This is a genomic window from Thermocatellispora tengchongensis, assembly GCF_014202315.1.
Lineage (GTDB): Bacteria > Actinomycetota > Actinomycetes > Streptosporangiales > Streptosporangiaceae > Thermocatellispora > Thermocatellispora tengchongensis.
The window spans coordinates 43,656-64,970 of sequence record NZ_JACHGN010000038.1 but is presented as its reverse complement, the minus strand read 5'-3'; the positions used below and the strand labels follow the sequence as shown (position 1 = coordinate 64,970).

18 protein-coding genes are annotated in these 21,315 nt (G+C 72.5%); 12 read left to right on the top strand and 6 right to left on the bottom strand.

Going from position 1 to position 21,315, the window contains the following annotated elements; genetic code table 11:
* Positions 1-293: 293 nt before the first annotated feature.
* The 4 genes from HNP84_RS49020 to HNP84_RS49005 all read left to right on the top strand — a co-directional run bounded on the left by HNP84_RS49020 (position 294) and on the right by HNP84_RS49005 (position 4,611).
* Positions 294-1,658 (top strand): ABC transporter substrate-binding protein, encoded by a 1,365-nt coding sequence (locus HNP84_RS49020; protein ID WP_185057024.1) that lies wholly within the window; start codon positions 294-296, stop codon positions 1,656-1,658.
* The gene (locus HNP84_RS49015) at positions 1,655-2,614 is read left to right on the top strand and encodes a carbohydrate ABC transporter permease (protein WP_312927382.1); all 960 of its coding nucleotides are present in this window, start codon (positions 1,655-1,657) and stop codon (positions 2,612-2,614) included. Before HNP84_RS49020 ends, HNP84_RS49015 begins: the two co-directional genes overlap by 4 nt.
* A complete protein-coding gene (locus HNP84_RS49010; protein ID WP_185057023.1) occupies positions 2,611-3,480 on the top strand; it encodes a carbohydrate ABC transporter permease in 870 nt (289 codons plus the stop codon). The genes HNP84_RS49015 and HNP84_RS49010 overlap by 4 nt, the downstream gene beginning before the upstream one ends.
* Positions 3,481-3,594: 114 nt before the next feature.
* Positions 3,595-4,611, top strand: coding sequence for a LacI family DNA-binding transcriptional regulator (locus HNP84_RS49005; RefSeq protein WP_185057022.1), 1,017 nt, complete (start codon positions 3,595-3,597; stop codon positions 4,609-4,611).
* Between the two features lie 65 nt (positions 4,612-4,676).
* Here HNP84_RS49005 and HNP84_RS49000 read toward each other — a convergent pair whose 3' ends face one another.
* Positions 4,677-7,580 carry a hypothetical protein gene (locus HNP84_RS49000; protein ID WP_185057021.1) on the bottom strand — a complete coding sequence of 968 codons (2,904 nt, stop codon included), beginning with the start codon at positions 7,578-7,580 and terminating at the stop codon, positions 4,677-4,679.
* Positions 7,581-7,837: 257 nt separating this feature from the next.
* Here HNP84_RS49000 and HNP84_RS48995 point away from each other — a divergent pair, with 257 nt between their 5' ends.
* The gene (locus tag HNP84_RS48995; protein ID WP_185057020.1) at positions 7,838-8,893 is read left to right on the top strand and encodes a Gfo/Idh/MocA family protein; all 1,056 of its coding nucleotides are present in this window, start codon (positions 7,838-7,840) and stop codon (positions 8,891-8,893) included.
* 21 nt (positions 8,894-8,914) lie between these two features.
* On the opposite strand, the gene HNP84_RS48990 is transcribed toward HNP84_RS48995, so the two are convergent.
* Complete coding sequence (locus tag HNP84_RS48990) at positions 8,915-10,117, bottom strand: MFS transporter (protein ID WP_185057019.1); 1,203 nt, start codon at positions 10,115-10,117, stop codon at positions 8,915-8,917.
* 329 nt (positions 10,118-10,446) lie between these two features.
* Here HNP84_RS48990 and HNP84_RS48985 point away from each other — a divergent pair, with 329 nt between their 5' ends.
* Both HNP84_RS48985 and HNP84_RS48980 read left to right on the top strand, forming a co-directional pair.
* On the top strand, positions 10,447-10,866 hold the full coding sequence (locus HNP84_RS48985) for an ASCH domain-containing protein (RefSeq protein WP_185057018.1): 420 nt from the start codon (positions 10,447-10,449) through the stop codon (positions 10,864-10,866).
* A 113-nt stretch (positions 10,867-10,979) separates the two neighbouring features.
* Positions 10,980-11,309, top strand: coding sequence for a hypothetical protein (locus HNP84_RS48980; protein ID WP_185057017.1), 330 nt, complete (start codon positions 10,980-10,982; stop codon positions 11,307-11,309).
* Between the two features lie 191 nt (positions 11,310-11,500).
* Here the strand turns inward: HNP84_RS48980 and HNP84_RS48975 are convergent, their stop codons facing one another.
* The 4 genes from HNP84_RS48975 to HNP84_RS48960 form a co-directional block, all read right to left on the bottom strand.
* Positions 11,501-12,001: a glutathione peroxidase gene (locus HNP84_RS48975; RefSeq protein WP_185057016.1), complete on the bottom strand. Its 501-nt coding sequence runs from the start codon at positions 11,999-12,001 to the stop codon at positions 11,501-11,503.
* 119 nt (positions 12,002-12,120) lie between these two features.
* A complete protein-coding gene (fmdA, locus tag HNP84_RS48970; RefSeq protein WP_185057015.1) occupies positions 12,121-13,368 on the bottom strand; it encodes a formamidase in 1,248 nt (415 codons plus the stop codon).
* A gap of 23 nt (positions 13,369-13,391) precedes the next feature.
* A complete protein-coding gene (locus HNP84_RS48965; protein ID WP_185057014.1) occupies positions 13,392-14,066 on the bottom strand; it encodes an AmiS/UreI family transporter in 675 nt (224 codons plus the stop codon).
* A gap of 63 nt (positions 14,067-14,129) precedes the next feature.
* Entirely contained in the window at positions 14,130-14,405 is a 276-nt protein-coding gene (locus HNP84_RS48960) for an FmdB family zinc ribbon protein (protein ID WP_185057013.1), read from the bottom strand.
* A gap of 525 nt (positions 14,406-14,930) precedes the next feature.
* On the opposite strand from HNP84_RS48960, the gene HNP84_RS48955 reads away from it, so the two are divergent.
* The 5 genes from HNP84_RS48955 to HNP84_RS48935 all read left to right on the top strand — a co-directional run bounded on the left by HNP84_RS48955 (position 14,931) and on the right by HNP84_RS48935 (position 20,972).
* On the top strand, positions 14,931-15,098 hold the full coding sequence (locus HNP84_RS48955; RefSeq protein WP_185057012.1) for a hypothetical protein: 168 nt from the start codon (positions 14,931-14,933) through the stop codon (positions 15,096-15,098).
* Positions 15,083-16,552: a purine-cytosine permease family protein gene (locus HNP84_RS48950; protein WP_185057011.1), complete on the top strand. Its 1,470-nt coding sequence runs from the start codon at positions 15,083-15,085 to the stop codon at positions 16,550-16,552. Before HNP84_RS48955 ends, HNP84_RS48950 begins: the two co-directional genes overlap by 16 nt.
* Entirely contained in the window at positions 16,552-17,661 is a 1,110-nt protein-coding gene (locus tag HNP84_RS48945) for an alcohol dehydrogenase catalytic domain-containing protein (RefSeq protein WP_185057010.1), read from the top strand. The genes HNP84_RS48950 and HNP84_RS48945 overlap by 1 nt, the downstream gene beginning before the upstream one ends.
* Positions 17,658-19,391, top strand: coding sequence for a nitrilase-related carbon-nitrogen hydrolase (locus HNP84_RS48940; protein ID WP_185057009.1), 1,734 nt, complete (start codon positions 17,658-17,660; stop codon positions 19,389-19,391). The genes HNP84_RS48945 and HNP84_RS48940 overlap by 4 nt, the downstream gene beginning before the upstream one ends.
* A 111-nt stretch (positions 19,392-19,502) precedes the next feature.
* On the top strand, positions 19,503-20,972 hold the full coding sequence (locus HNP84_RS48935) for a PucR family transcriptional regulator (protein WP_185057008.1): 1,470 nt from the start codon (positions 19,503-19,505) through the stop codon (positions 20,970-20,972).
* Positions 20,973-21,315: the final 343 nt, after the last annotated feature.

Here is a 21,315-nt window from a genome sequence, read left to right as displayed (position 1 = left end):
TGGTCGACTGCTGTCTTACCGGGAGCCTCTTGTCATGCCAACCCGGTCCCGGCCCCACCCCTGCTGACCTGCGCGATCAGGTTGGAAAAGCCTCATGGTCTCCCAACGTCTCCGGATCAGAACTTAAGCGCATAAGTCCCTTGACCCTACGAGCAGCGGAGAGACCCGTCAATACGCTGGTGTTCCCACTTAAGCGACTACTGATGCGCTTCATCAAGCTATTGACAAAGGCGTATGTGTAACCACATAGTGACGGCCACGTAAAAGAAGGCCCCCCTTTGAACGGAGCTCCCATGCGAGTACGACTGCCGGGCCTGTTCGCCGCCACCCTCGTCATCTCCGCCGTCGCCGGCTGCGGGTCCGGGTCCGCCGAGCCCGCAGGGGACGGCAAGACGCGCATCACCGTCGGCGATCTGCCGCCCACCACGCAGCAGAACGTGCGCGAGCAGTTCCTCAAGCAGGTGGCGGCGTTCGAGAAGGCGAACCCGGACATCGACATCGAACCGCACGAGGCCACCTGGGACCCCAAGACCTTCGCCACCCGCCTGGCCGGCGGCCAGTTGGAGACGGTCTTCCGGGTCCCGCTCACCGAGCCCGCCGGGCTGGCCAGGAGGCGCCAGGTCGCCGACATCACCGCCGAGGTCGGCAAGCTGCCGCACGCCACCGAGTTCGACAAGCGCGCCCTCGCGCCCGCCACCGACGCGAACGGCCGCATCCACGGCCTGCCCACCAGCGAGTTCGCCCTCGGCCTGATCTACAACCGCGACCTGTTCGACAAGGCGGGCCTCGACCCGGACAAGCCGCCGGCGACCTGGGACGAGGTCCGCGCCGCGGCCAAGACGATCAAGGGCAAGACGGGCGTGCCGGGCTTCGCCGTGCCGACCACCGAGAACACCGGCGGCTGGATCTTCACCGCGATGCTCTACACCTACGGCGGCCGGCTGCAGCAGGAGAGCGGCGGCAAGACCGTCGCCACCCTGGACACGCCGCAGTCCCGCGGCGTGCTCGACCTGCTCAAGGGGATGCGCTGGCAGGACGACTCGATGGGCTCCCAGCACCTGCGCAACGCCGCCGACCTCGCCAAGGACTTCGCCGCCGGCAAGGTCGCCATGATCATCGGCACCCCGAGCTCGTACACCGAGTACGCCACGCAGTACGGCGGCGCCGCCGAGGCGTTCGGCATGGGCGCCCTGCCGTCGGGCGACCGGGCCGCCACCCTGCTCGGCGGCCAGGTGGCGGTGGTGAGCCCCAAGGCGACCGCGGCCGAGCGCGCGGCCGGGGTGAAGTGGATCGACTTCTACTACCTCAGGCCCAAGTACGACGCGGCCTTCGCCGAGAGCGTCGCCGCCGCCAAGGCCGCCGACGACGTGCCGGTCGGCTTCCCGTACGTGTCGCCGTACAGCTCGCCGGTCGCGGGACCCGTGCTGACCGCCGAGCGCAAGCACGCCAACGTGCCGGTCGCCAACTTCAAGCCCTACGAGGACGGCGTGGCCGCGCAGGAGTTCGTCACCGAGCCTGCGGTCGCGGCCCAGGACACGTACGCGGCGCTGGACAGCGTGATCCAGGCCACGCTGACCCGCAAGGACGCCGACCCGGCCGCCGAGCTTGCCAAGGCCGGGGAGAAGGCCACCGCCGCGCTGAACAGGGCGCAGCGGTGACGGCACTGGACGGAAGCGCGACGCGGGGGCGGCTCCGCCCGGCGGACGGTCCCGCGGCGCGCCCCGGCGCCGCCGGCGGGCCCGCCCGCCGGCGGCGCCCGCGCCACCTTGCGGGCTGGCTGTTCCTGCTGCCCATGGTGGCGATCTTCGGCTGCTTCGGGTGGTGGCCGATCGTGCGCAGCCTGGTGCTGAGCTTCCAGACCACCAACCTGGTGGACCCGCCGGAGTGGGTGGGGCTGCGCAACTTCGCCACCCTGCTGGCCGATCCGCTGCTGTGGACCACCGTGGGCAACACGGTGTGGTTCGTGCTGCTGGCGCTGGTCTTCGGCTTCCCGCTGCCGATCCTGCTGGCCGTGGTGATGTCGGAGCTGCGCAGGCTGGGCGGCCTGTTCCGGGTGCTGGTCTACCTGCCGGTGGCGGTGCCGCCGGTGGTGGCGGTGCTGATGTGGAAGTGGTTCTACGACCCGGACTACGGCCTGTTCAACCAGGCGCTCGGCCTGATCGGGCTGGGGCCGTACCCCTGGCTGCAGGACACCGCGACCGCGATGCCGAGCCTGGTGCTGGAGGCCACCTGGGCCGCCGCGGGCTCCACCGTGCTGATCTATCTGGCCGCGCTGACCTCGGTGCCCGCGGAGCTGTACGAGGCCGCGGAGATCGACGGCGCGTCCATCCTGCGGCGGGTCTGGCACGTGACCCTGCCGCAGTTGCGCGGCGTACTGCTGATCATGCTGCTGCTGCAGATCATCGGCACTTTCCGCGTCTTCACCGAGCCGTTCGTGCTCACCGACGGCGGCCCGGAGGACTCCACGGTGACGATCCTGCTGCTGATCTACCGCTACGCGTTCATCAACGGCGACTACGGCGCCGCCGCCGCGCTCGGCGTGCTGCTGGCGCTGGCCCTCGGCGTCATCTCCGCCGTCTATCTACGCCTGACCAGGAACTGGAGCCGCACATGAGCGAGGACCGCACCCGCGGCATCGTCTCGTCCATCGACCGGCGCCGGGCCACCGTACGCTGGCCGCTGCGCCTGACCCAGGGCGTCCTGCTGCTGGCCACCGTGGTCGTCGGCCTGGGACCGATCCTGTGGACCCTGAAGGGCGCGCTGTCCCCCACGCAGGACCTCCTGCGCGAGCCGCTGCGGCTGTGGCCGTCCTCGGTGCAGTGGGAGAACCTGGCCACGGCCTGGACCGACCTGCGGGTGGGCCACTACCTGCTGAACACCGTCGTCCTGGTGGCCGGCTCGTGGCTGGTGCAGATCGTCGTGGCCGCCACCGGCGCGTACGCGCTGTCGGTGCTCCGGCCCCGCTTCGGCACGCTGGTGTACGGCGCGGTGCTGGCGACCCTGTTCGTGCCCGGGACCGTCTCCCTGGTGGGCCTGTACCTGACCGTGCTGGACCTGTCGCTGACCGACCAGCCGTGGGCGGTGTGGCTGCCCGCCGGGGCGCACGCCTTCAACGTACTGATCATGAAGCAGTTCTTCGACGGGCTGCCCCGGGAGCTGTTCCAGGCCGCCCAGGTGGACGGGGCCGGCCCGATCCGGCTGTTCTGGCAGATCGTGATGCCCATGTCCCGGCCGATCCTGGCCGTGGTGTCGCTGCTGGTGGTGATGGACGCGTGGAAGGAGTTCCTGTGGCCGATGGTCGCCATCTCCGACGCCGACGCCCAGCCGCTGGCGGTCGCGCTGCCGCGGCTGGCCGAGACCGCCGAGCAGAACACGGTCATCGCCGGCATGCTCGTCGCGATCGTCCCGCCGCTGCTGCTCTTCCTGGTCTTCCAACGGCACATCGTCCGGGGGATCAGCTTCACCGGACTCAAGGGATGAGATAGGACGAACAGTGAGTCACTTCGTGTGGCGGGCCCATCATCGGCCCGCCATCCTGCGTGCGCGGCCGATCATCGGCATGTCCGCCCAGCTCTCACCCGGTAAGGTACGAGCGTGAAGCGGCCCACGATCGCGGACATCGCCCGGCGGGTGGGGGTCTCCCAGGGCGCGGTCTCCTACGCGCTGAACGGCCGTCCCGGGGTGTCGGAGGCCACGCGGGTGCGCGTGCTGAAGGTCGCCGAGGAGCTGGGCTGGCGGCCGAGCGTCGCGGCCCGCGCGCTGACCGGGGCCAGCGCCGGCGCGGTGGGGCTGGTGCTGTCCCGGCCGCCGAGCGTGCTCGGCGCCGAGCCGTTCTTCATGGAGCTGTTCAGCGGCATCGAAACCACGCTGAAGCCGCACTCGTGCGCGTTGATGCTGCAGATGGCCGACGACCAGGACGCCGAGATCGAGGTCTACCGCCGCTGGTGGGCCGAGGGCCGCATCGACGGCGCGATCCTGGTGGAGGTCCACGTCGACGATCGCCGCCTGCCGGTGCTGGAGTCGCTGGGCATGCCGGCCGTCGTGATCGGCGGGCTGCCCGGCGGCGCCGGCTCGCTGCCCTCGGTCCGCTCCGACGAGAGCGTGCCGGTGCACGAGACGGTGGAGTACCTCGCGGCGCTGGGCCACCGAAGGTTCGGCCGGGTGGCGGGCCTGCCGCACCTGGTGCACACCAGGGTGCGGGACGAGGCGTTCGCCGAGGCGTGCGCCCGGCTGGGCCTGTCCGACCCGGTCACGCTGCACACCGACTACACCGGCGAGGAGGGGGCGCGCGCCACGCGCCGCCTGCTCAGCTCCTCCTCCCGGCCGACGGCGATCATCTACGACAACGACATCATGGCGGTCGCGGGCCTGTCGGTCGCCCAGGAGATGCGGCTGCGCGTGCCGGACGACCTGTCCCTCGTCGCGTGGGACGACTCGCAGCTCGCGCAGGTGGTGCGTCCCGCGCTCACCGCGGTGCGGCGCGACGTGCCCGCGCTGGGCGCCGCCGCGGCCCGGCACCTGCTCTCGCTCATCAACGGCGAGACCCTCGACGACGTCGAGACCGAACCGGCCCGGCTCACCCCGCGCGGAAGCACGGGCGCGCTGGTCTGACATCCTTCGCGAAAGGGCGGCGCACCCGCGGGTGCGCCGCCCTTCGCGTCCGGCCCGTGCCCCCGCTACCCGCGGGGGGCGGCGGGCACCCGCAGCCGCAGCGGCGCGGTGGACGCCGTGCTCCCGTCGGCCGTCCTGGTCACCTTCAGGGTGAGCGTGACGACGGTGGTGTGGCGGGGAAGCCGTACGGTCCCGTCGAGCGCGACCACGTCGGGCCGGCTGGAGGAGGCGACCTCCAGCGAGAACGCCCGCGGCGTACGGGGGAACGGCACCTCGGGGGCGCGGGCGCTGACCGGCGCGAGACGGGTGATGGAATCCGCCACCATCCGCGCCGTCAGGTCGGCGGTGCCGTGCAGGTGGACCAGCTCCAGCCCGAGGTTGGTGTCGCGCATGACGTCGGTCATCTCGCTGTAGGGCTGGTCCTGCTGGTTGAGCAGGCCGAAGTTGTAGTTCTCGCCGTCACCCGGCCGCCCGGTCACGGCCTGGTCGTAGTAGACGAACCAGCCGGAGCCGACGAACACCGGGCTGGTGGCCTGGGCCTCGGCGAAGGACCGGTACTTGGCGCCGCGGTCGGCGATGCTCTGCGCCCGAGTGGCGGCGTTGATCGCCCGCAGGCCGCGGTCGGCGGTGCTGAAGGAGTACTCCAGGTTGAGCACCGGCTTGTCGAAGGGCTCGTACTCCTTCAGGTAGCTCGCGCTGTCGCTGTAGACGTCCAGCGAGATCGCGTCGAGCTGGTCGATCCCGCCGACGTTCCAGTCGAAGCTCGCGTGCCAGGTGGGCACCAGGGCCGAGCCGAGGAACAGGTGGTTGGGGTCGGCCTTGGCGATGGCCTGGTTGACGGCGGTGTAGTACGTCTTCGACGCCAGCCGGATGAACCCGCTCATGTCGGCGGCCGGCAGCCTGGCCACGTCGATGGGCGTGCCGGCCAGCTCGTCGAAGGAGCCGGCGTCCGTGCCCAGGACCGCGTTCACCTTGGCCAGGTCCTGCCCGTAGGCGTCGGACATGTACGACACGAAGGCGCGCTTGGCGGGCAGGGTGGCGTCCCGCGCCAGGACCTCCTTGACCACGTTGGAGTCCCAGCCGCGCTCGTTGTCGAAGAAGTAGCCGATGAGCCACGGGTCGGTGCTGCGCGCGGCGATGCCCAGGTCGGCGATCTTGCGGTCCAGCTTGGCCGCGAACCCGGGGTCGAACGGGTCGATCGCCCACAGCACCCGGATCGCGTCCGCCGGCGCCGGTACCTGGTCGATGTACGGCTTGCGCAGCTTGGCGTCGCGGGCCCACTTGCTCAGCCCGTTGAAGCCCCAGTCGGTCAGCCGCTTGTCGGTGAAAGCCCGCCAGGCGTCCTGCCAGTCGTCGCCGTGCTTGCGCATGAGGTTGGCCTTGACGAAGCTGACCACCTCGCCGCGCTCGGTGCTGGCGTATGCGTCCGGATAGGCGTCCGGGTCGGGCAGCGACTCGAACACCTCCCGCGCGCTGCCGTCGGCCTCGCGGTGCAACGTCCCGTACCCCCACTCGTCGTGCGAGACCGAGTCGACGCCCTTGAGCAGGTACGGGTGGCCGTCGGGGGTGACGAACCACCACTTGCCGTCGATCTTCCTGAGCTGGAAGTACCCGGTGGCGGGGTGCTTGCCCAGCGCCTTCAAGCCGCCGTACTTGTCGTAGACGGCCGAGTCGTGCGCGACGGTCTTCAGGTGCTCCCACTCCCGCTCGGCCTCGGCGCGGAGCTGGGCGTCGGAGGTGACCTTGCCCGGCCAGTCCTGGTAGAGGTACTGGCCGTACTGGTCGGCCAGCTTGGTGTGGCGGGTCAGCTCCGCGCGCAGCGCGTCCGCGCCGAGCGGCGGCGCGGGGTTCTGCCCGACCGGGCCGGAGCCGACGGCGAACCGCACCTCGGCGACGGGCACGTGGAGGTACTGGTTGTTGCGGTGGAGCTGGATGCGGACGAACCGCGCCCGCTTGTCCCCCATCGGGATCTCCAGCCGGTAGGCGGGCTGGGCGCGGTCCCGCACACCCCGGTACGCGATCTTGTACGTGGTGTCGGCCTCCGCCCGGTAGGTGACGGTCGCCTCGTCGAAGCCCCAGAACTGGTTGGGCGCGTCGGCGACGATCTCGATCGTGCCGAGCGGGTGGTCGGCCAGCAGGTCGAAGACCAGTGAGACGGTCTTGTTCGCGGTCGCGGCGCCCCGCCACCCGGCGTAGCCGGTCAGGTCGCGGTCGAACAGCTTGCCGTACAGGAACGGCACGACGCCGCCGGCGTTGTCGGGCACGCCGTCGTCCGGCTTGGGCTCGGCCAGGTAGTTGCCCACGTCCACCATGCCGGCCCGGGGGATCTGCTTGACCGGCTTGGCGATCTCGGCCCGCAACTGGTCGGCGGAGAGCGCCGGCCCGGTCACCGGCCCCGGGTCGCCGGCTGCCGGATGGATCGCGATCTCGTTCAGCGCCATGTGCTGGTACTGATGCAACCGGGTGATCTTGACGATGATCCAGCGGGCGGTCCGCTCGTCCAGATCGACCTGGAGGGTGTGGGTCAGCGGCACACCGGCCGGCAGCGGGCTGGCCGTGCCGTACCAGTCGCGGGCCTGGATCGAGGTGTAGTCGGCCTCCGCCTCCGCGCGGGTGCGCACGGAGACGGACTTGATGCCGTAGTAGCGGTTGGGCACGTTGCTGACGATCGAGATCTGGTCCAGGGGGTGGTCCCGGAGCAGGTCGATGACGATCGAGACCTCCCGGTAGGGGGTCGTGGCGCTGCCGACCCAGTCGGCCCGGGTGGTGAGCGACCCGTCGGCCAGCGCTCCCTGCCCGAAGGCCAACAGCCCGCTCTGGCCCGGGTCGGGAGCGGCGCCGCCGGTGGGCGGCTGGTCGTAGGCGTAGTTGCCGGTGGCGACGGCAGGCCGGACATCGGCCCGCACAGGGGCGGCGACCAGCAGCGGCACGGCCAGCATGAGGCATGCGGCCAGCAGTCTGGATAACACGAGCTGAAGCCTTTCAGTTCAGCCACGCGACATCGGGAACCCACCGAAGGCTGAGTTGGACCTCCCCCGACGATTCCCCTTCCAGGCAGCATCTGCGCTGCTAGCAGCACGGTAGTCACCGAGACGCGCAACCATGAGGACGGTTCTTGCAGAAGACACGATCGCGAAACGTTCTGGAAATGTCAACGCCTTGTTCGGCTAGGAACTTAAGCGCTAAAGTATCGGATGGCCTGCAATGATCAACATAGGTGGGACCCATGCCAGACCCCCTCCGCGCCGCCCTCGTGGGCGCGGGACACATCGCGCGGAACGCGCACCTCCCCGCGGTCCACGCGCTGGCCGGCGCCGTCGAGCTGGTCGCCGTCACCGACGCCGACGCGCAGCGTGCCGCCGCGTTCGCCGCCGAGCACCGGGTGCCGCGCGCCTACGCCGACCTGAGCACGCTGCTCGACAAGGAGCGGCCCGACCTGGTGCTGGTGGCCACCCCGTCGGCCACCCATGCCGCGATCACCATCCAGTGCCTGGAGGCCGACGCCTCCGTCTACTGCGAGAAGCCCCTGTGCGCCTCCCTCGCCGAGCACGACGCCATCCTGGCCGCCGAGCGGGCCGGCGGCGGCTGGTGCGTACCGGTCTTCCAGTGGCGCAGCGGCTCCGCCGCCCGGCACCTGCGCGACCTGCTCGCCGCCGGCACGCTCGGCCCGCCGCTGCTCGCCCTGTGCCACACGCTGTGGTACCGCGGCCCCGACTACTACGCCGTCCCCTGGCGTGGCCGCCGCGACACCGAGATCGGCGGCGCCACCACCACCCAGGGCATCCACGCGATCGACCTGCTGCTCTGGCTGCTGCCCGACTGGGCCGAGGTGACCGCCGGCATCGCCACGCTGGACCGGGATCTGGAGACCGAGACGGTCTCGATGGCCCAGGTCCGCTTCGCCTCCGGCGCGCTGGCCGGCCTGGTCAGCAGCGTCCTGTCACCGGCCGAGCGCAGCAGCCTGCGCCTGGACTGCCGGCACGCCACCGTGCAACTGGAGCACCTCTACCAGTACGACAACGCCGACTGGACCCTGACCCCGGCGCCCGGCCGGCCGGACCCCTGGGCGCCCCCGGCCGACGAACCGGCCTCCCACACCACCCACCTGGCCCGCACGGTGGCCAGGTTGCGCGACGGCTCGCAGCCGGAGGACACCGCCGAGGACGCGCGGCGCACGGTGGAGTTCCTCACCGCGCTCTACAAGTCCGCCCTGACCGGCGCGCCGGTCAGCCGGGGCGGCATCGGCCCGGACGATCCCTTCTACCGGTCGATGTGGGGTTGATGTCCGCCCGGCGCCGGGGGCTCACGCCGCCGCCAGGGGACGCCAGGCGACGGCGGTGATCACGGTCATGGCCAGGGCCGCGGCCCAGAAGGGCGTGGTGATCGCGACCGCCTGGGCGATCAAACCGCCCAGCAGCGAGCCGAGCGCCGCGCCGCCGATCTGGGTGAGCTGGTAGACGCTTCCCACCCGCCCGCGCAGCTCGTCGGGGACCGAGCGCTGGAACAGGGTGGCCACGATGACGCCCCAGATCACGCTGTGCACGCCGAAGGCGATCAGGATGCCGCCCGCGACCAGCGGGTGCGTGGTGGCGGCGAGCACGGCGTGGGTGGCGGTCTCCAGCACCAGCCCGGCGCGCAGCAGGGTCCTGGCCCCGAGCCTCGCCTGCAGCCGGGAGGCCAGCGCGGTGCCCACCAGACCGCCGACGCCGTACGCGGTGAGCAGCACGCCGTACCCGACCTCGGTCAGGTGCAGCCGCTGCTGGGCGTACAGGGCGAAGACGGCGAACGGCGCGCAGAACGCGACGTTGGACACGGCCATGCTCGCCGCGAGCGTACGCAGCAGCCGGTGCCGCCACAACCAGCGGACCCCGGCCGCCACCTCCCGCCGCAGGCTCCGGCCGCCCGCCTCCGCCGGGCGGCCGGCCGGCGCCACCCGTACGGCCGAGGTCAGCGCGGCGGCGACGAGGAACGTCACGGCGTCGAAGGCGAACGGCAGGGCGGCGCCGAGCGCGAACAGCCACCCGCCCAGCGGCTTGGCCGCGATCTGGTTGCCGAGGATGGCCGTGGCCGTCAGCCGGGAGTTGGCCGCGGGCAGGCGCTCAGGCTCGACGGTGGCGGGCAGCAGCGCGCCGAAGGCCGTGTCGGCCAGGGTCTCGCCGACGCCGAGCAGGAAGAACACGGCGTAGACCAGCGGGACCGACACCGCCGAGGCGGCCACCGCCGCCGCGAGCACGGCCAGGGCCGCCCCGCGCAGCACGTTGACCACGACGACGAGACGGCGGCGGTCGAGGCGGTCCACGTAGACGCCGCTGAGCGGGGCGACGAGCAGCCACGGCAGTTGCTGCGCGAGCGCGGCCCCGGCGACCAGCGCCGGATCGGAGGTGAGCGAGGCGACGAGCAGCGGCCCGGCCGCCAGCGTGACCCCGTCGCCCACGTTGGAGACGGCGGAAGCGGTCCAGAGCCGGGTGAAGTCCGCGCCGAGGCGCGCGGATACGAGAGCACGCAAGACGGAAGCTCCAGGGTGAAGGCCCCCGGGTGGGGAGCGGGAAGCGGTGACAGGGCGAAGACCGCTTCGGCACGAGGAGCCCCGCCCGCGCCGCCCGTACGGCGGCTCGGGCTCGCCGGGTGCGACCCGGGTCAGCCGGTGCGGCGCCCTCGCGAAGCGGTGGCCGTGACCTCGCTGCGTCGCATGGGCACCTCCGGAACTCCGACCGGGCCGGGCATCACCGGCCTTGTACGTGTCACCGGCATCGTAGGCGACACCCCCGCCGCGCCGCGCGGGCGGCGGTATCGTGGCCGTGACCCAGCCGGCCGGATCTCACGAGGAGTGCCGCTGTGTGGCCACGGGTGGACGGGCTGCGGACGATCCCGCTGGGCACCCCCGGCAGGATGCGCGCCCTGCTGAACGGCCTGGTGCTGGCCGGCGCCAAGCAGGCGACCGCCGGCCTGATGGAGCTCGACTACCGCGCGGAGTCCGAACCGCTCGAACACCTCGGCGAGCGCCTCGTCATCGTGGACGACGACGGCGGCAGGGTGGCCGAGGTGGAGGTCACCGGGGTCGAGGTGCTGCCGTTCGCCGCGGTGCCGTGGGAGTTCGCGCTGGCCGAGGGCGAGGGGTACGCGTCCATCGACGACTGGCGGGAGGTGCATCGCCGGTACTGGCTGGCGGAGGGGTACGAGGTCGACGACTCCTCCGAGGTCGTCTGCCTCCACTTCCGGCTCATCGACCCCCCGCCGGGCGGCACCAGCGGCTGACGATGGGGCGGCTCAGAATGATGTGATGCCCCGGCCATCGAACACCATCGAAGCAGACGCTACACTTTGATCATCGTTATCGGCCGGTTTGCAGAAATTTAAGGATCTGGCGGATGAGCGAACACCCGCACATGGCGCGGTTAGAGGATGTGGCCCGCTTCGCCGAGCGACTCCCCGACGGCTACCTGATGTGCCGCACCTGGGCACACGCATGGGATCAGGCCAGATCCACCGTGCGCCGCAGCGACGGGCGCGTGTCGTGGACGGTGGAGTGCTCCACCTGCGGCACCGTACGCACCCGGGTGATGACCACCGGCGGTGAGATCGTCGCCAACCGGTACACCTACCCCGAGGGGTACCAGTCCGATGGCATAGGACGCATCGGACAGAGCGGGCTGGCTCTGATCAGGATGGAATCGCTGCGGCGGCTCAACGGCGCCTGACGCCCGTCCCGGTCCCGTCCGGCCCTTCTGCCCAGGGCCTGTGCAGGTCGCGCCCGGCCGGCATGGGCGGGCCGGGGACGCGTCACACCCCGGGCACGCCCAAGCGACCGTCACTGCGTCATCGAATCAGCACGTCATCGAATCGGGCGCGTCATCGAATCAGCGCGTCATCGAATCGGCGCCGCCGGCCATCACGCGGGCCCCGGCGACACCACCTTCTCGATGGCGGCGACGACCTCGTCGTCCTCCGGCTCGACCCGCGGGCGGAACCTGGCCACGCAGTTCCCGTCCGCGTCCACCAGGAACTTCTCGAAGTTCCACTGGACGTCGCCCGCCTCGCCCGCCGCGTCGGGCGTCTCGGTCAGCGCGGCGTAGAGGGGGTGCCTGCCCGCGCCGTTGACCTCCGTCTTCTCCAGCAGCGGGAAGTCCACCCCGTAGGTCCGCGAGCAGAACTCCTGGATCTCCTCGGCCGTGCCCGGCTCCTGACCGGCGAACTGGTTGCAGGGCACGCCGACCACGGTGAAGCCCCGGTCGCCGTACCGGCTCTGCAGCCGGACCAGGCCGGTGTACTGCGGCGTCAGGCCGCATCGGGACGCCACGTTGACCACCAGGGCCGCCCGGTCGCCCACGACCTCCGCCAGCGTGGTCGGCTCGCCCGTCAGCGTCCGAACGGGTATGTCACGAAGATTCATGATCTGAGGGTACGCCGCCCAGGCTCGCCCGGCCGGACCAGGCCCTGCTCGCAGGCGAATCATCCTCCGGTCCAGGCGGTCGCGCCTCGATCACGCTCCCCATCGTCCGGGCACCGCCGTCAGCTCGTCACGGCACACTGACCACGATCCTTCCTGACCGGGCCCTCGGCGTTCGGGCGCACGTCGAAGTCGAAGATCGCGGTGGGCAGGTAGAGCGAGCAGCAGGCGTTGGGGATGTCCACGATGCCGCTGACGCGCCCCTCGATGGGCGCCGAGCCGAGGAGCAGGTACGCCTGCTCGCCGGAGTAGCCCCACCTCTTGAGGTATTCGACGGCGTTGAGGCACGCCCTGCGGTACGCGACCGTGGCGTCCATGTAGTAGTTGGTGTCGGTGTCGTGGTCCACGGAGATCCCGATGAAGGACATGAACTCCGAGTACCGCGGCTCGACGTTGCCGGGCATGAATATCGGATTGGTGGTCACGCCGTACTTCTCCATGCCGCCCTTGATGAGGTCGACGTGGAAGTCGATGAAACCGCCCATCTCGATGGCGCCGCAGAAGGTGATCTCGCCGTCGCCCTGGCTGAAGTGCAGGTCGCCTCCGGAGAGTTTGGCGTCCTTGACGTGTACCGGGTAGAAGACCCGGGCTCCGCGGGTGAAGTTCTTGATGTCGTGGTTGCCGCCGTTCTCCCGGGCCGGGACCGTGCGCGCCCCCTCGCGCGCGATCCGGTCCGCGAGGTCGCCGGTCGCGGTGCCCGCGAGGGCGTTGTCGGTCAGCGGCAGCAGCCCGAGCGGCGGGACTCGATCCGGGTCGGTGGCGACGAGGGCCTCCTCGCGCCGGTTCCACGACGCCAGCAGCTCCTCCGACGGCGCGGTGCCGAACAGGCCCGGGTGGGTGATGCCGGTGTAGCGGATACCGGGCAGGTGGCGTGAGGTCGCGACCTGGCCGTGGAAGTCCCAGATCGCCTTGTAGGCGTCGGGGAAGTAGTCGGTCAGGAAGCCGCCGCCGTTCGCCTTGGCGAACACGCCGGTGTATCCCCAGCCCTGTCCGGGGGCGTCGCCGACCTGCTGCGGGACGGGGCCGAGATCGAGGATGTCGACGATCAGCAGGTCACCGGGTTCGGCCCCCTCGATCCCGATGGGCCCGCTCAGCATGTGCGCACGGGACAGGTCCACGTCCCGTACGTCGTTCGCGGAGTCGTTGTTCCCTATCTGGGCGTCGGTCCACTCCCGGCATTCCAGCCGGAACTCGTCGCCCGGCCGTACCATGTCCACCACCGGGATGTCCGGATGCCAGCGATTGTGCCCGGGCACCTTCTGGTCGCGCATCGACATCGACTGGTCGACGGTGAATATGACGTTCGGCATGATGGTGGCCTTTCATTGCGTGATCAGATCCAGCGCGGGCGGTGTCTGTGCTCGCGCCCTCTCGCCAGCGGCGCCTCTCCCCCACCGGGGCTCGGCTCGGCGGGGGCCGACGGGCGCATGTGCGTCAACGGCCACAGCGCGGCGAAGACCACCACGCCCAGCACGGCCAGGATCACCGCGAGGAGGGCCGTGTTCCGCCACAGGCCGGTGAGAATCATGAACGCCGGAATCGCCGCGGTGACCCACCCCTGGATCGCGGTCACCCAGCCGGTGTAGCCGGTCAGGGCCTCCCGTTTCAGACCGAGCAGCAGGAAGAACAGGAACCACAGGAACGCCCAGTACAGCCAGATGACCCCGAACGCCGGATCACCGAGAATCCGGAAGTTCGCGTAGGAGTATCCGAGCGCCGCGACGGCCACGAAAAGCGAGAAATAGCCGACTCCGGTGGTGTCGAACCCACCGAGCAGATTGATTCCGACATACAGGTACGTGAAACCGAAGAGATAGATCCCCGACGCGCCGAGAATCTGGGCCGGTCTGGCGAGATTGGCGATGATCAGCACCGTGGGCGTGATCACCTGCAGCGCGCCGACGAAGAGGTTGAAAATTCCCGCCGCGCGCGGCTCGACCTTTCCCAGGAGCATCAGCCCGTTGAGAAAGAGCACCGCGCCGACGTACAGCAGTCCGACGGCTCCCATCTCAGACGCACATCCTCATTCTCATCCAGCCGCTCCTCATCCAGCCGGTCCTCATCCAGCCGGTCAGGGCCGGGGCAGCCGTCCCAGCGCCGGGTGCGGCGGCCGTTCCCGCCGCCGGCCGGGGACCTCCGTGACGACCTGGGGCGCCTCCCGGCTCTGCTCCTCCCGGGCGAGCGCCGCGGCCAGGCCCGAGGGCATCCGGGCGAGGTGCGGCGCCGAGAACACCCGCGCGGCCGCCCGATGGCATTTCGCGCATTCGAAATCCTCAGGAGCGGTCCCCATGGGCATGTTCACGTCGAAGCGCCCGCACTCCTGACAGCGATATTCATACGTTGTCATAGGAAGTCCCCACGGCAGGCCAAGCCCCGCGGCTCTTTTGCCTGCGCCGATCAGTGGCTCCTTTCCACGTAACCCCCGCCCAACCGCACTGTCAAGGCCGCCGGTCCGGGCCTCCAGGGCCTCGCGACGGGCGGCGGAAACGCGGTGTTCCCAGCTCCCTGGATTGCGCGGCGCGCGGCCGATGGAGGCGCCTTTAACGGGGCCTCGTCGCTGTTCCGTTCATTCGGCCGAGATTTGCCGAAGAGTTGAACCGGGACGCGGGGTTCCGGAAGGCCGGCCATCCGGCGGTCCGGCGGGATGGCCATACACGGGCCGGCCTCGCCCCTCGCGGCCAGGACGGCGAGCCCGTCCTCGCCCCCTGGGCGGCTGAGCCCCGCGGACGCGGTAAAACCGCCAGTGCGGCGGGCCGAGCAGCGGAAACACAGCGGGAACGGAACCCGGTGCGTGCGCTTACGGTGTGTCCCACACCGGTCACGCGGCCGGCGGCCTGTCGTGCGCCGCCGCCCGGCCGGTGCGGGAGGACATATGGACGTACAGGACCCGGCCCTGCGGGCCGAGCTGGAGCGGCGGCTGCGCGCGCTGGAGGAGGACGAGGCGGGTGACGCCGCCCACGCCCCGCTGCCCGCGGTGGACCTGTGGATGCTCGTGCTCCTCGTCGCCGCGCTCACCGTGATCGGATGGGTGATGGCGTGATGGCGGTCGAAGAGGACGTCAGGCGCGAGGCCACCTTCGGCTCCCTGCCCGTGCTCCGCGGCGAGCGCGTGTGGAACTTCACCGACTTCACCTGGGTGAACGTGGGCCTGGCCATCGCCACCTGGGCCTTCCTGGTCGGCGGCTCGACCGCCGCGCTGGTCGGCTTCCAGAAGGGCCTGGCCGCGATGATCATCGGCAATGCCATCGGCGTGGCGATCATGCTGCTGGCCAGTGTCGTGTCCAGCCAGCGCTACGGCGTCGAGCAGTACACCCTGCTGCGCAGCGCCTTCGGCTTCGGCGGGGTGGCCCTGCTGGTGTTCACCGTGGTGCTGTTCACCGAGATGGGCTGGTCGGCGCTGCTGGGCGTGATGTTCGGCCGGGCCGCCACCCAGGTGTCCAACCAGGTGCTCGGCACCGACTTCGGGCCCAACGCGCTGCTGGTGACGGTGCTGTCGCTGGTGGCCATCGCCATCGCCTGGGTGATCCTGGCCAAGGGGCCGCTGACGATGCGGTTCCTGAACCGCGTCGTCGCCCCCGGCCTGGCCCTGCTCACCGTGGGCATGATCGTGCTGGTGCTGTCGCGCACCTCCTGGCAGGAGCTGCTGGCCGCGCCCGCGCTGAACCCGTTCTCCGACGACGGGCTCAACTTCGCCCTGGCCGTGGAGTTCAACCTGGGCGTGGGCCTGTCGTGGTGGCCGGTGATGGGCAGCCTGGCCCGGCTCACCGACCGGCCGCGCAGCGCCCTGTGGCCGGGCTACATCGGCCTGTTCGGCGCCACCATCGTCGCCCAGGTGGTCGGCATGGCCGCGGCGCTGACGCTCGGCGACTCCGACCCCACCGTCTGGATGGTGCCGCTGGGCGGGGAGTGGCTGGGCGTGGTGGCCCTGCTGTTCATCGCCTTCGCCAACCTCACCAGCCTGACCTCCATCGTCTACTCGACGTGCCTGGCGCTGCGCCAGGCGGGCGGCAACCTGCTGGCCAAGGTCCGCTGGGAGTGGCTGACGGCCGGGTTCTTCGTGCTGCCGGCCCTGGTCAGCTTCTGGCCCGGCCTGCTGTACGACCAGTTCCTGGTCTTCGTGACCTGGAGCGGGGCGTTCCTGGCCGCGATCTGCGGCACGGTCATCGCCGACTACTTCGTGCTGCGCCGCCAGCGGCTGGACCTGCGCGGCCTGTACGCCCACGGCGCGGCGAGCCCGTACCACTTCACCGGCGGGTTCAACCTGGCGGGCCTGCTGTCCACCGGGCTCGGGGCGGTGGCCTACGTCGCCCTGTACAACCCGCAGACCCTGGCCACCCAGCCCGCCTTCGAGGTGCTCACCGCCTCCGTGCCGGCCGTGGTGGTGGCCGCCCTCGCCCACCTGCTGCTCACCGCCGTCCTCAACCGGCGGCGCGGCGGGTACGCGTCCGGGCGCCGCGAGCGCGGCGCCGTGATCGTCCACGACAGGGGGAACTGATGCCGCGCACCGCTCTGGCGGCCGTGCACGACGGCCGCGGCGACAAGCTGGCCATCCGCGAGATCCAGGTGGCCGACCCCGGCCCCGGCGAGGTGCTGGTGCGGATCGCCGCCTCCGGCGTGTGCGGCTCCGACCGGCACGTGCTGGACGGGGAGTGGACCCTGCCCACGCCGACCGTGATGGGCCACGAGGGCGCCGGCATCGTCGAGGCGGTCGGCTCCGGCGTCACCGACGTCGCCCCCGGCGACAGCGTGATCCTGTCCTGGTACTACCCGTGCCGCCGCTGCCGGGCCTGCGCCGCGGGCAAGGCGTGGGCGTGCACGGGCACCCGCTCCAACGAGTGCCTGCTGCCCGACGGCACCACCCGGCTCCGCGACGCCGCCGGCGTCGTCTATCCCTACCTCGCCGTGGGCACGATGAGCGAGTACACCGTGGTGCCCGAGTCGGCCGCGATCCGGGTGCCGGCCGACGTGCCGATGGACGTCGCCAGCCTGATCGGCTGCTCGATCACCACCGGCGTCGGCGCGGTGGTCAACAACGCCAGGGTCCCGGCCGGGGCCTCCGCCGCCGTCGTGGGCTGCGGCGGTGTCGGCCTGGCCGTGGTGATGGGGCTCGCCCTGGCCGGCGCCTACCCGATCGTCGCGGTGGACACCGCCGAGGAGAAGCTGGCCGCGGCCCGCTCCTTCGGCGCCACCCACACCGTCCGCTCCCAGGGGGACGCCGCGCAGGTGGCGGCCGAGGTCGCCGAGATCACCTCCGGCGGCGCCGACTACGCCTTCGAGGTCATCGGCCGGGTGGAGACGATCGAGTCGCTGCCCTCGCTGCTGACGACCGGCGGGGTGGGCGTGCTCGTCGGCCTGCCGCCCCAGGGCGTCAAGGCGGGGATCGACGTGCTGGAGCTGGCCGAGTCGGGCAAGACCCTGATCGGCTCCAACTACGGCGGGGCGGTGCCGAGCCTGGACTTCCCGCGCCTGGCCGGCCTGTACCTCGCCGGGCGGCTCCCGCTCGACTCGCTCATCTCCCACCGCGTGCGCCTGGAGGAGGTCAACGAGGCGTTCGACGCGATGCGCGCCGGCACCCGCACGCGTAGCGTGATCGTCTTCGAGTGACCCCGTACGAAGTGGAGCCCGCGCGCATGCCCCAGCCCTCGCCCTCCGCCGTCCCCGGGACCGTCACGGTCGGGGTCGTCCAGCTCGTCTCGGCGCACGGCGACGTGCCGGCCAACCTGGCCGCGATCGAGGAGCTGGCCGTGCGGGCGGCGGCCGGGGGCGCGCGGGTCGTCGTGACGCCGGAGATGGCCCTGACCGGCTACCTGTGGCCGGACGAGGACGCGGTGCGCGGCCTGGCCGAGCCGGTGGACGGCCCCTCCGTACGCCGCCTGACCCGGCTGTGCCGCGCGACCGGGGCCTGGCTGATACTCGGCATGCCCGAGCTGGACCCCGTGTTGGGCACCCTGCACAACTCCTGCGTGCTCATCGGCCCCGACGGCCCGGTGGGCGCCTACCGCAAGACGCACCCGTTCGTCGCCGACCCGCTGTGGGCGGCCGACGGTCACCTGCCGCCGCCGGTCTGGGACACCCCGGCGGGCCGGGTCGCCCCGCTGATCTGCGCCGACATCGACTACCCCGAGCCGGTGCGGTACGCGGCGCTGCGCGGCGCCGACTGGGTCGCGCTGCCCACGGCGTGGGTGGAGGAGCCCGCCCCCAGCGCCACCTGGCGGCTGCGCGCCTGGGAGAACGCCCTGCCGGTGGTGGCGGCCGACCAGGCGGGCGCCGAGCGGCTGGCGGGCAGGACGGTGCAGTTCAGCGGCGGGAGCTGCGTCCTGGACCACACCGGCTCCGTCGTCGCCGCGCTGGACGACGGGGCCGGGGCGTTCACCGCCACCCTGGACCTGGCCGCGGCCCGCCCCGTACGCCGCCGCCTGCTGGCCGCCCGCCGCCCGGCCGCGTACCGGGCCCTGGCCCGCACCACCACGTGGCCCCGCGAGGCCCGCGACGCCCTCGTGCCCGCGGACTCCGCCGCCGAGATCACCCTCGCCGTCCTTCACGCGGACCCCGGCGACCTGCCCGCCCCGCCCGAGGGCACCCGCCTGGCGGTGCTGCCGGCCTTCCACCTGACCGGCGGCGGCCCCGACCCGGATCGCGCCCAGGCCGCGCTGGCCCGGCTGGCCGCCTGGTGCGCGGAGCACGGCTGCGAGGCGGTGACCTCCCTTGCCGTGCCCTCCGACCTGCCGTCCGATTCTCCCGGTCGTGCCCGGTACGCCGTCGTCCTGGTGGCCGGCGAGGGGGAGATCGCCCGCAGGCACGTCGGCCACCTGGGCCCGCACGCGTCCTGGGCCGAGCCCGGGGAGGAGCCGCCCCGCGCGCTCGCGCGGCCGTGGGGCGTGCTCGGCCTGCTGGCGGGTGAGGAACTGGAGCCGTTCGAGCCCTCGCGAGCCCTGGCCGTGGCCGGGGCCGACGTGCTCGCCGTGCCCGCCACGGCGGCCTGGCCGTTCCCGGTGGCCTTCGCCGGCACCCGCGTACCGCTCCGGCCGGAGCGACGCCGCGCCGCCGATCCCTGGTTCGCCCACCCGGCCCGGCTCCGCGCCGGCGACTCGCACGTCTGGGTCGCGTTCGCGAACGCCGGCCCGGTGCCCGGCGGGGTGTTCTGCCCCGACCACGTGGCCACCCCGCGCCACGAGGCCCTGGCCGTGCGGCCCGGCTGGACCGCGCTGCGCTGCCCGTTGCGCGGCCCCGACCCCTTCGGCGCCGCGTGCGCGGCCAAGCCGCAGCTCGCCCGGCGGCGCGCCGATCTGTTCACCGCGCCCCTGCTCGCCCCCGCCGAGGAGACCTCCTCATAGGCGCCCTCATGGGCGTCTGCGGCCCATGGCCTCGCGGTACGGCCCGGCGAAATGTGGTATGGCACGGAGCAGCGGTCCTGCGACGCGCGGGCGCGGGGGGACGGTGACGCCATGGCGGTGACGATCAGGAGGCTGGTGGCCGACGCCCGGCTCGGGCTGCGGGTGATCTTCGGGCACGAAGGGCTGGACCAGCCGGTGCGCTGGGTGGCGGTGTCCGAGCTGCCCGACCCCGTGCCCTGGCTCGACGGCGCCGAGCTGCTGCTGACCAGCGGCATGTGGCTGCGCGAGGAGGCCGACCCGGCGCGCGCGGCCCAGGCGTGGGCCGCGCGGCTGGCCGCCGCCGACGCCAGGGCGGTCGGCTTCGGGCTGGCCCCGTGGTTCGGCGAGATCCCCGGCGAGGTCATCCGGGCCACGCGCCGGCACCGGCTCACCCTGCTGGAGGTGCCGGCCCGTACGCCGTTCGTGGCCGTGGACCGCGCGGTCGCCGACCTCAACGCCGCCGAGGCCCGCCGCGAGGCCGACCAGGCCAGGCGGGTGCAGCAACGCCTCGCCGAGGCCGGGCGGGCCGGGCGCCAGGCGGTCACCGACCGGCTGGCCCACGAGCTGCGCGGCTGGGCGGCCGTCCTGGACGCCGGGCACGCGCTGACCCTGCGCGCGCCCGAGGGCGCGGGCCCGCCGGAGGACGCGCTCGCCGCCCTGGCCCGCCGCGCCGAACGCGGCGCCCGGCACGTGCTGCACGAGGAGCTGGACGGCGTGCCCGTCACCGCCGTGCCGCTGGGCCCGGCCCGGGAGCGCCGGGGCACGCTGTGCGTGGGCGCGGACGTGGTGGGCGAGCGGCCCAACTGGACGGCGGGCATCGTCGGCACCGCCGCCGCCCTGCTCACCGTCCTGGAGCGGGGCGGCGACCGGGAGCTGCGCGGCGTCGTCGGCGGCCTGCTCGCCGAGGGCGACGCCCGCTCGGCGGCCAGGGTGGCGGCCGTGATCGACCTGCCTCTGCCGTCCGAGCTGGTCGCCGTGGTCCCGGCCGGCCCCGGGCACCGCCAGGCCGCCGCCCGGATCGTCACGGCGGGCGGCTGGCCGGCCTCGCGCGAGCCCGCCGCCGTACTGGTGACGCCGCGCTTCGCCGAGGAGCGCCTGCCCGGCCTGCTCGGCGAGTCCCGCGCGGGCGTGTCCGGCCCCCGGCCACCCGCCGAGGCGGCGGCGGGCATCAGGGAGGCGGCGCTCGCGGCCGGGCTGACCCGGGCGGACCGGCCGGTCGTCCGCTATGCCGACACCCCCGCGATGCAGCTCGACCGGCTGCTCGCCTCCCCGGCCGCCGCCCGCTTCGCCGCCGCGCTGCTCACCCCGGTGACCGCAGCGTCCGACGCCCCGGCCCTGCTGGCCGCGGCCCGCGCCTGGGTGTCGGCCAACTACCGCTGGGACCCGGCCGCTGCCGCCGCCCGAGTGCACCGCGAGACCCTGCGCGCCCGCCTGAACCGGCTCGCCACCCTGGCCGGCCTGGATCTCGACGTCCCGGCCGACCGCCTGGCCCTCTCCCTGGCCCTGACCGTCCCCCCGCCCGGCACGGACCCCGCGGACTGAGCCCGGCCGCCCCGCTCGGGGTCTTCATCTCCCCCACCAGCACAGGCCGCACCAGCGGCCACAGGGGGGGCCGCCACCTCGCCCGGAACGGCGGCGACCACCCGGCCCGACGCGCCCTTCGCCGCGCCTTTCCGTGCTGCTGGTCAAGTCTCCTTGAACCACCACAACATGCCGTGATTCGTCCAATTTTCAGTGCTAGCGTCCTAATTGAGAAAGCAACCAACGGGGGGAGACCATGACTGGGACACATCCACGCTGTCACCGCCGCCGTCGTCGCTTCTGCCGTCGTAAGCGGTGGTGGGGCTTCTGGGACCACCACCACCACTGGGATTCCTGGGACGAC

Excerpts from the sequence above, each read along its gene's own strand:
- HNP84_RS49020 (WP_185057024.1), top strand. The coding sequence starts at position 294 with ATGCGAGTACGACTGCCGGGCCTGTTCGCCGCCACCCTCGTCATCTCC.
- HNP84_RS49010 (WP_185057023.1), top strand. The coding sequence starts at position 2,611 with ATGAGCGAGGACCGCACCCGCGGCATCGTCTCGTCCATCGACCGGCGC.
- HNP84_RS48995 (WP_185057020.1), top strand. The coding sequence starts at position 7,838 with ATGCCAGACCCCCTCCGCGCCGCCCTCGTGGGCGCGGGACACATCGCG.
- HNP84_RS48980 (WP_185057017.1), top strand. The coding sequence starts at position 10,980 with ATGAGCGAACACCCGCACATGGCGCGGTTAGAGGATGTGGCCCGCTTC.
- HNP84_RS48975 (WP_185057016.1), bottom strand. The coding sequence starts at position 12,001 with ATGAATCTTCGTGACATACCCGTTCGGACGCTGACGGGCGAGCCGACC.
- fmdA (WP_185057015.1), bottom strand. The coding sequence starts at position 13,368 with ATGCCGAACGTCATATTCACCGTCGACCAGTCGATGTCGATGCGCGAC.
- HNP84_RS48965 (WP_185057014.1), bottom strand. The coding sequence starts at position 14,066 with ATGGGAGCCGTCGGACTGCTGTACGTCGGCGCGGTGCTCTTTCTCAAC.
- HNP84_RS48960 (WP_185057013.1), bottom strand. The coding sequence starts at position 14,405 with ATGACAACGTATGAATATCGCTGTCAGGAGTGCGGGCGCTTCGACGTG.
- HNP84_RS48955 (WP_185057012.1), top strand. The coding sequence starts at position 14,931 with ATGGACGTACAGGACCCGGCCCTGCGGGCCGAGCTGGAGCGGCGGCTG.
- HNP84_RS48950 (WP_185057011.1), top strand. The coding sequence starts at position 15,083 with ATGGGTGATGGCGTGATGGCGGTCGAAGAGGACGTCAGGCGCGAGGCC.
- HNP84_RS48945 (WP_185057010.1), top strand. The coding sequence starts at position 16,552 with ATGCCGCGCACCGCTCTGGCGGCCGTGCACGACGGCCGCGGCGACAAG.
- HNP84_RS48935 (WP_185057008.1), top strand. The coding sequence starts at position 19,503 with ATGGCGGTGACGATCAGGAGGCTGGTGGCCGACGCCCGGCTCGGGCTG.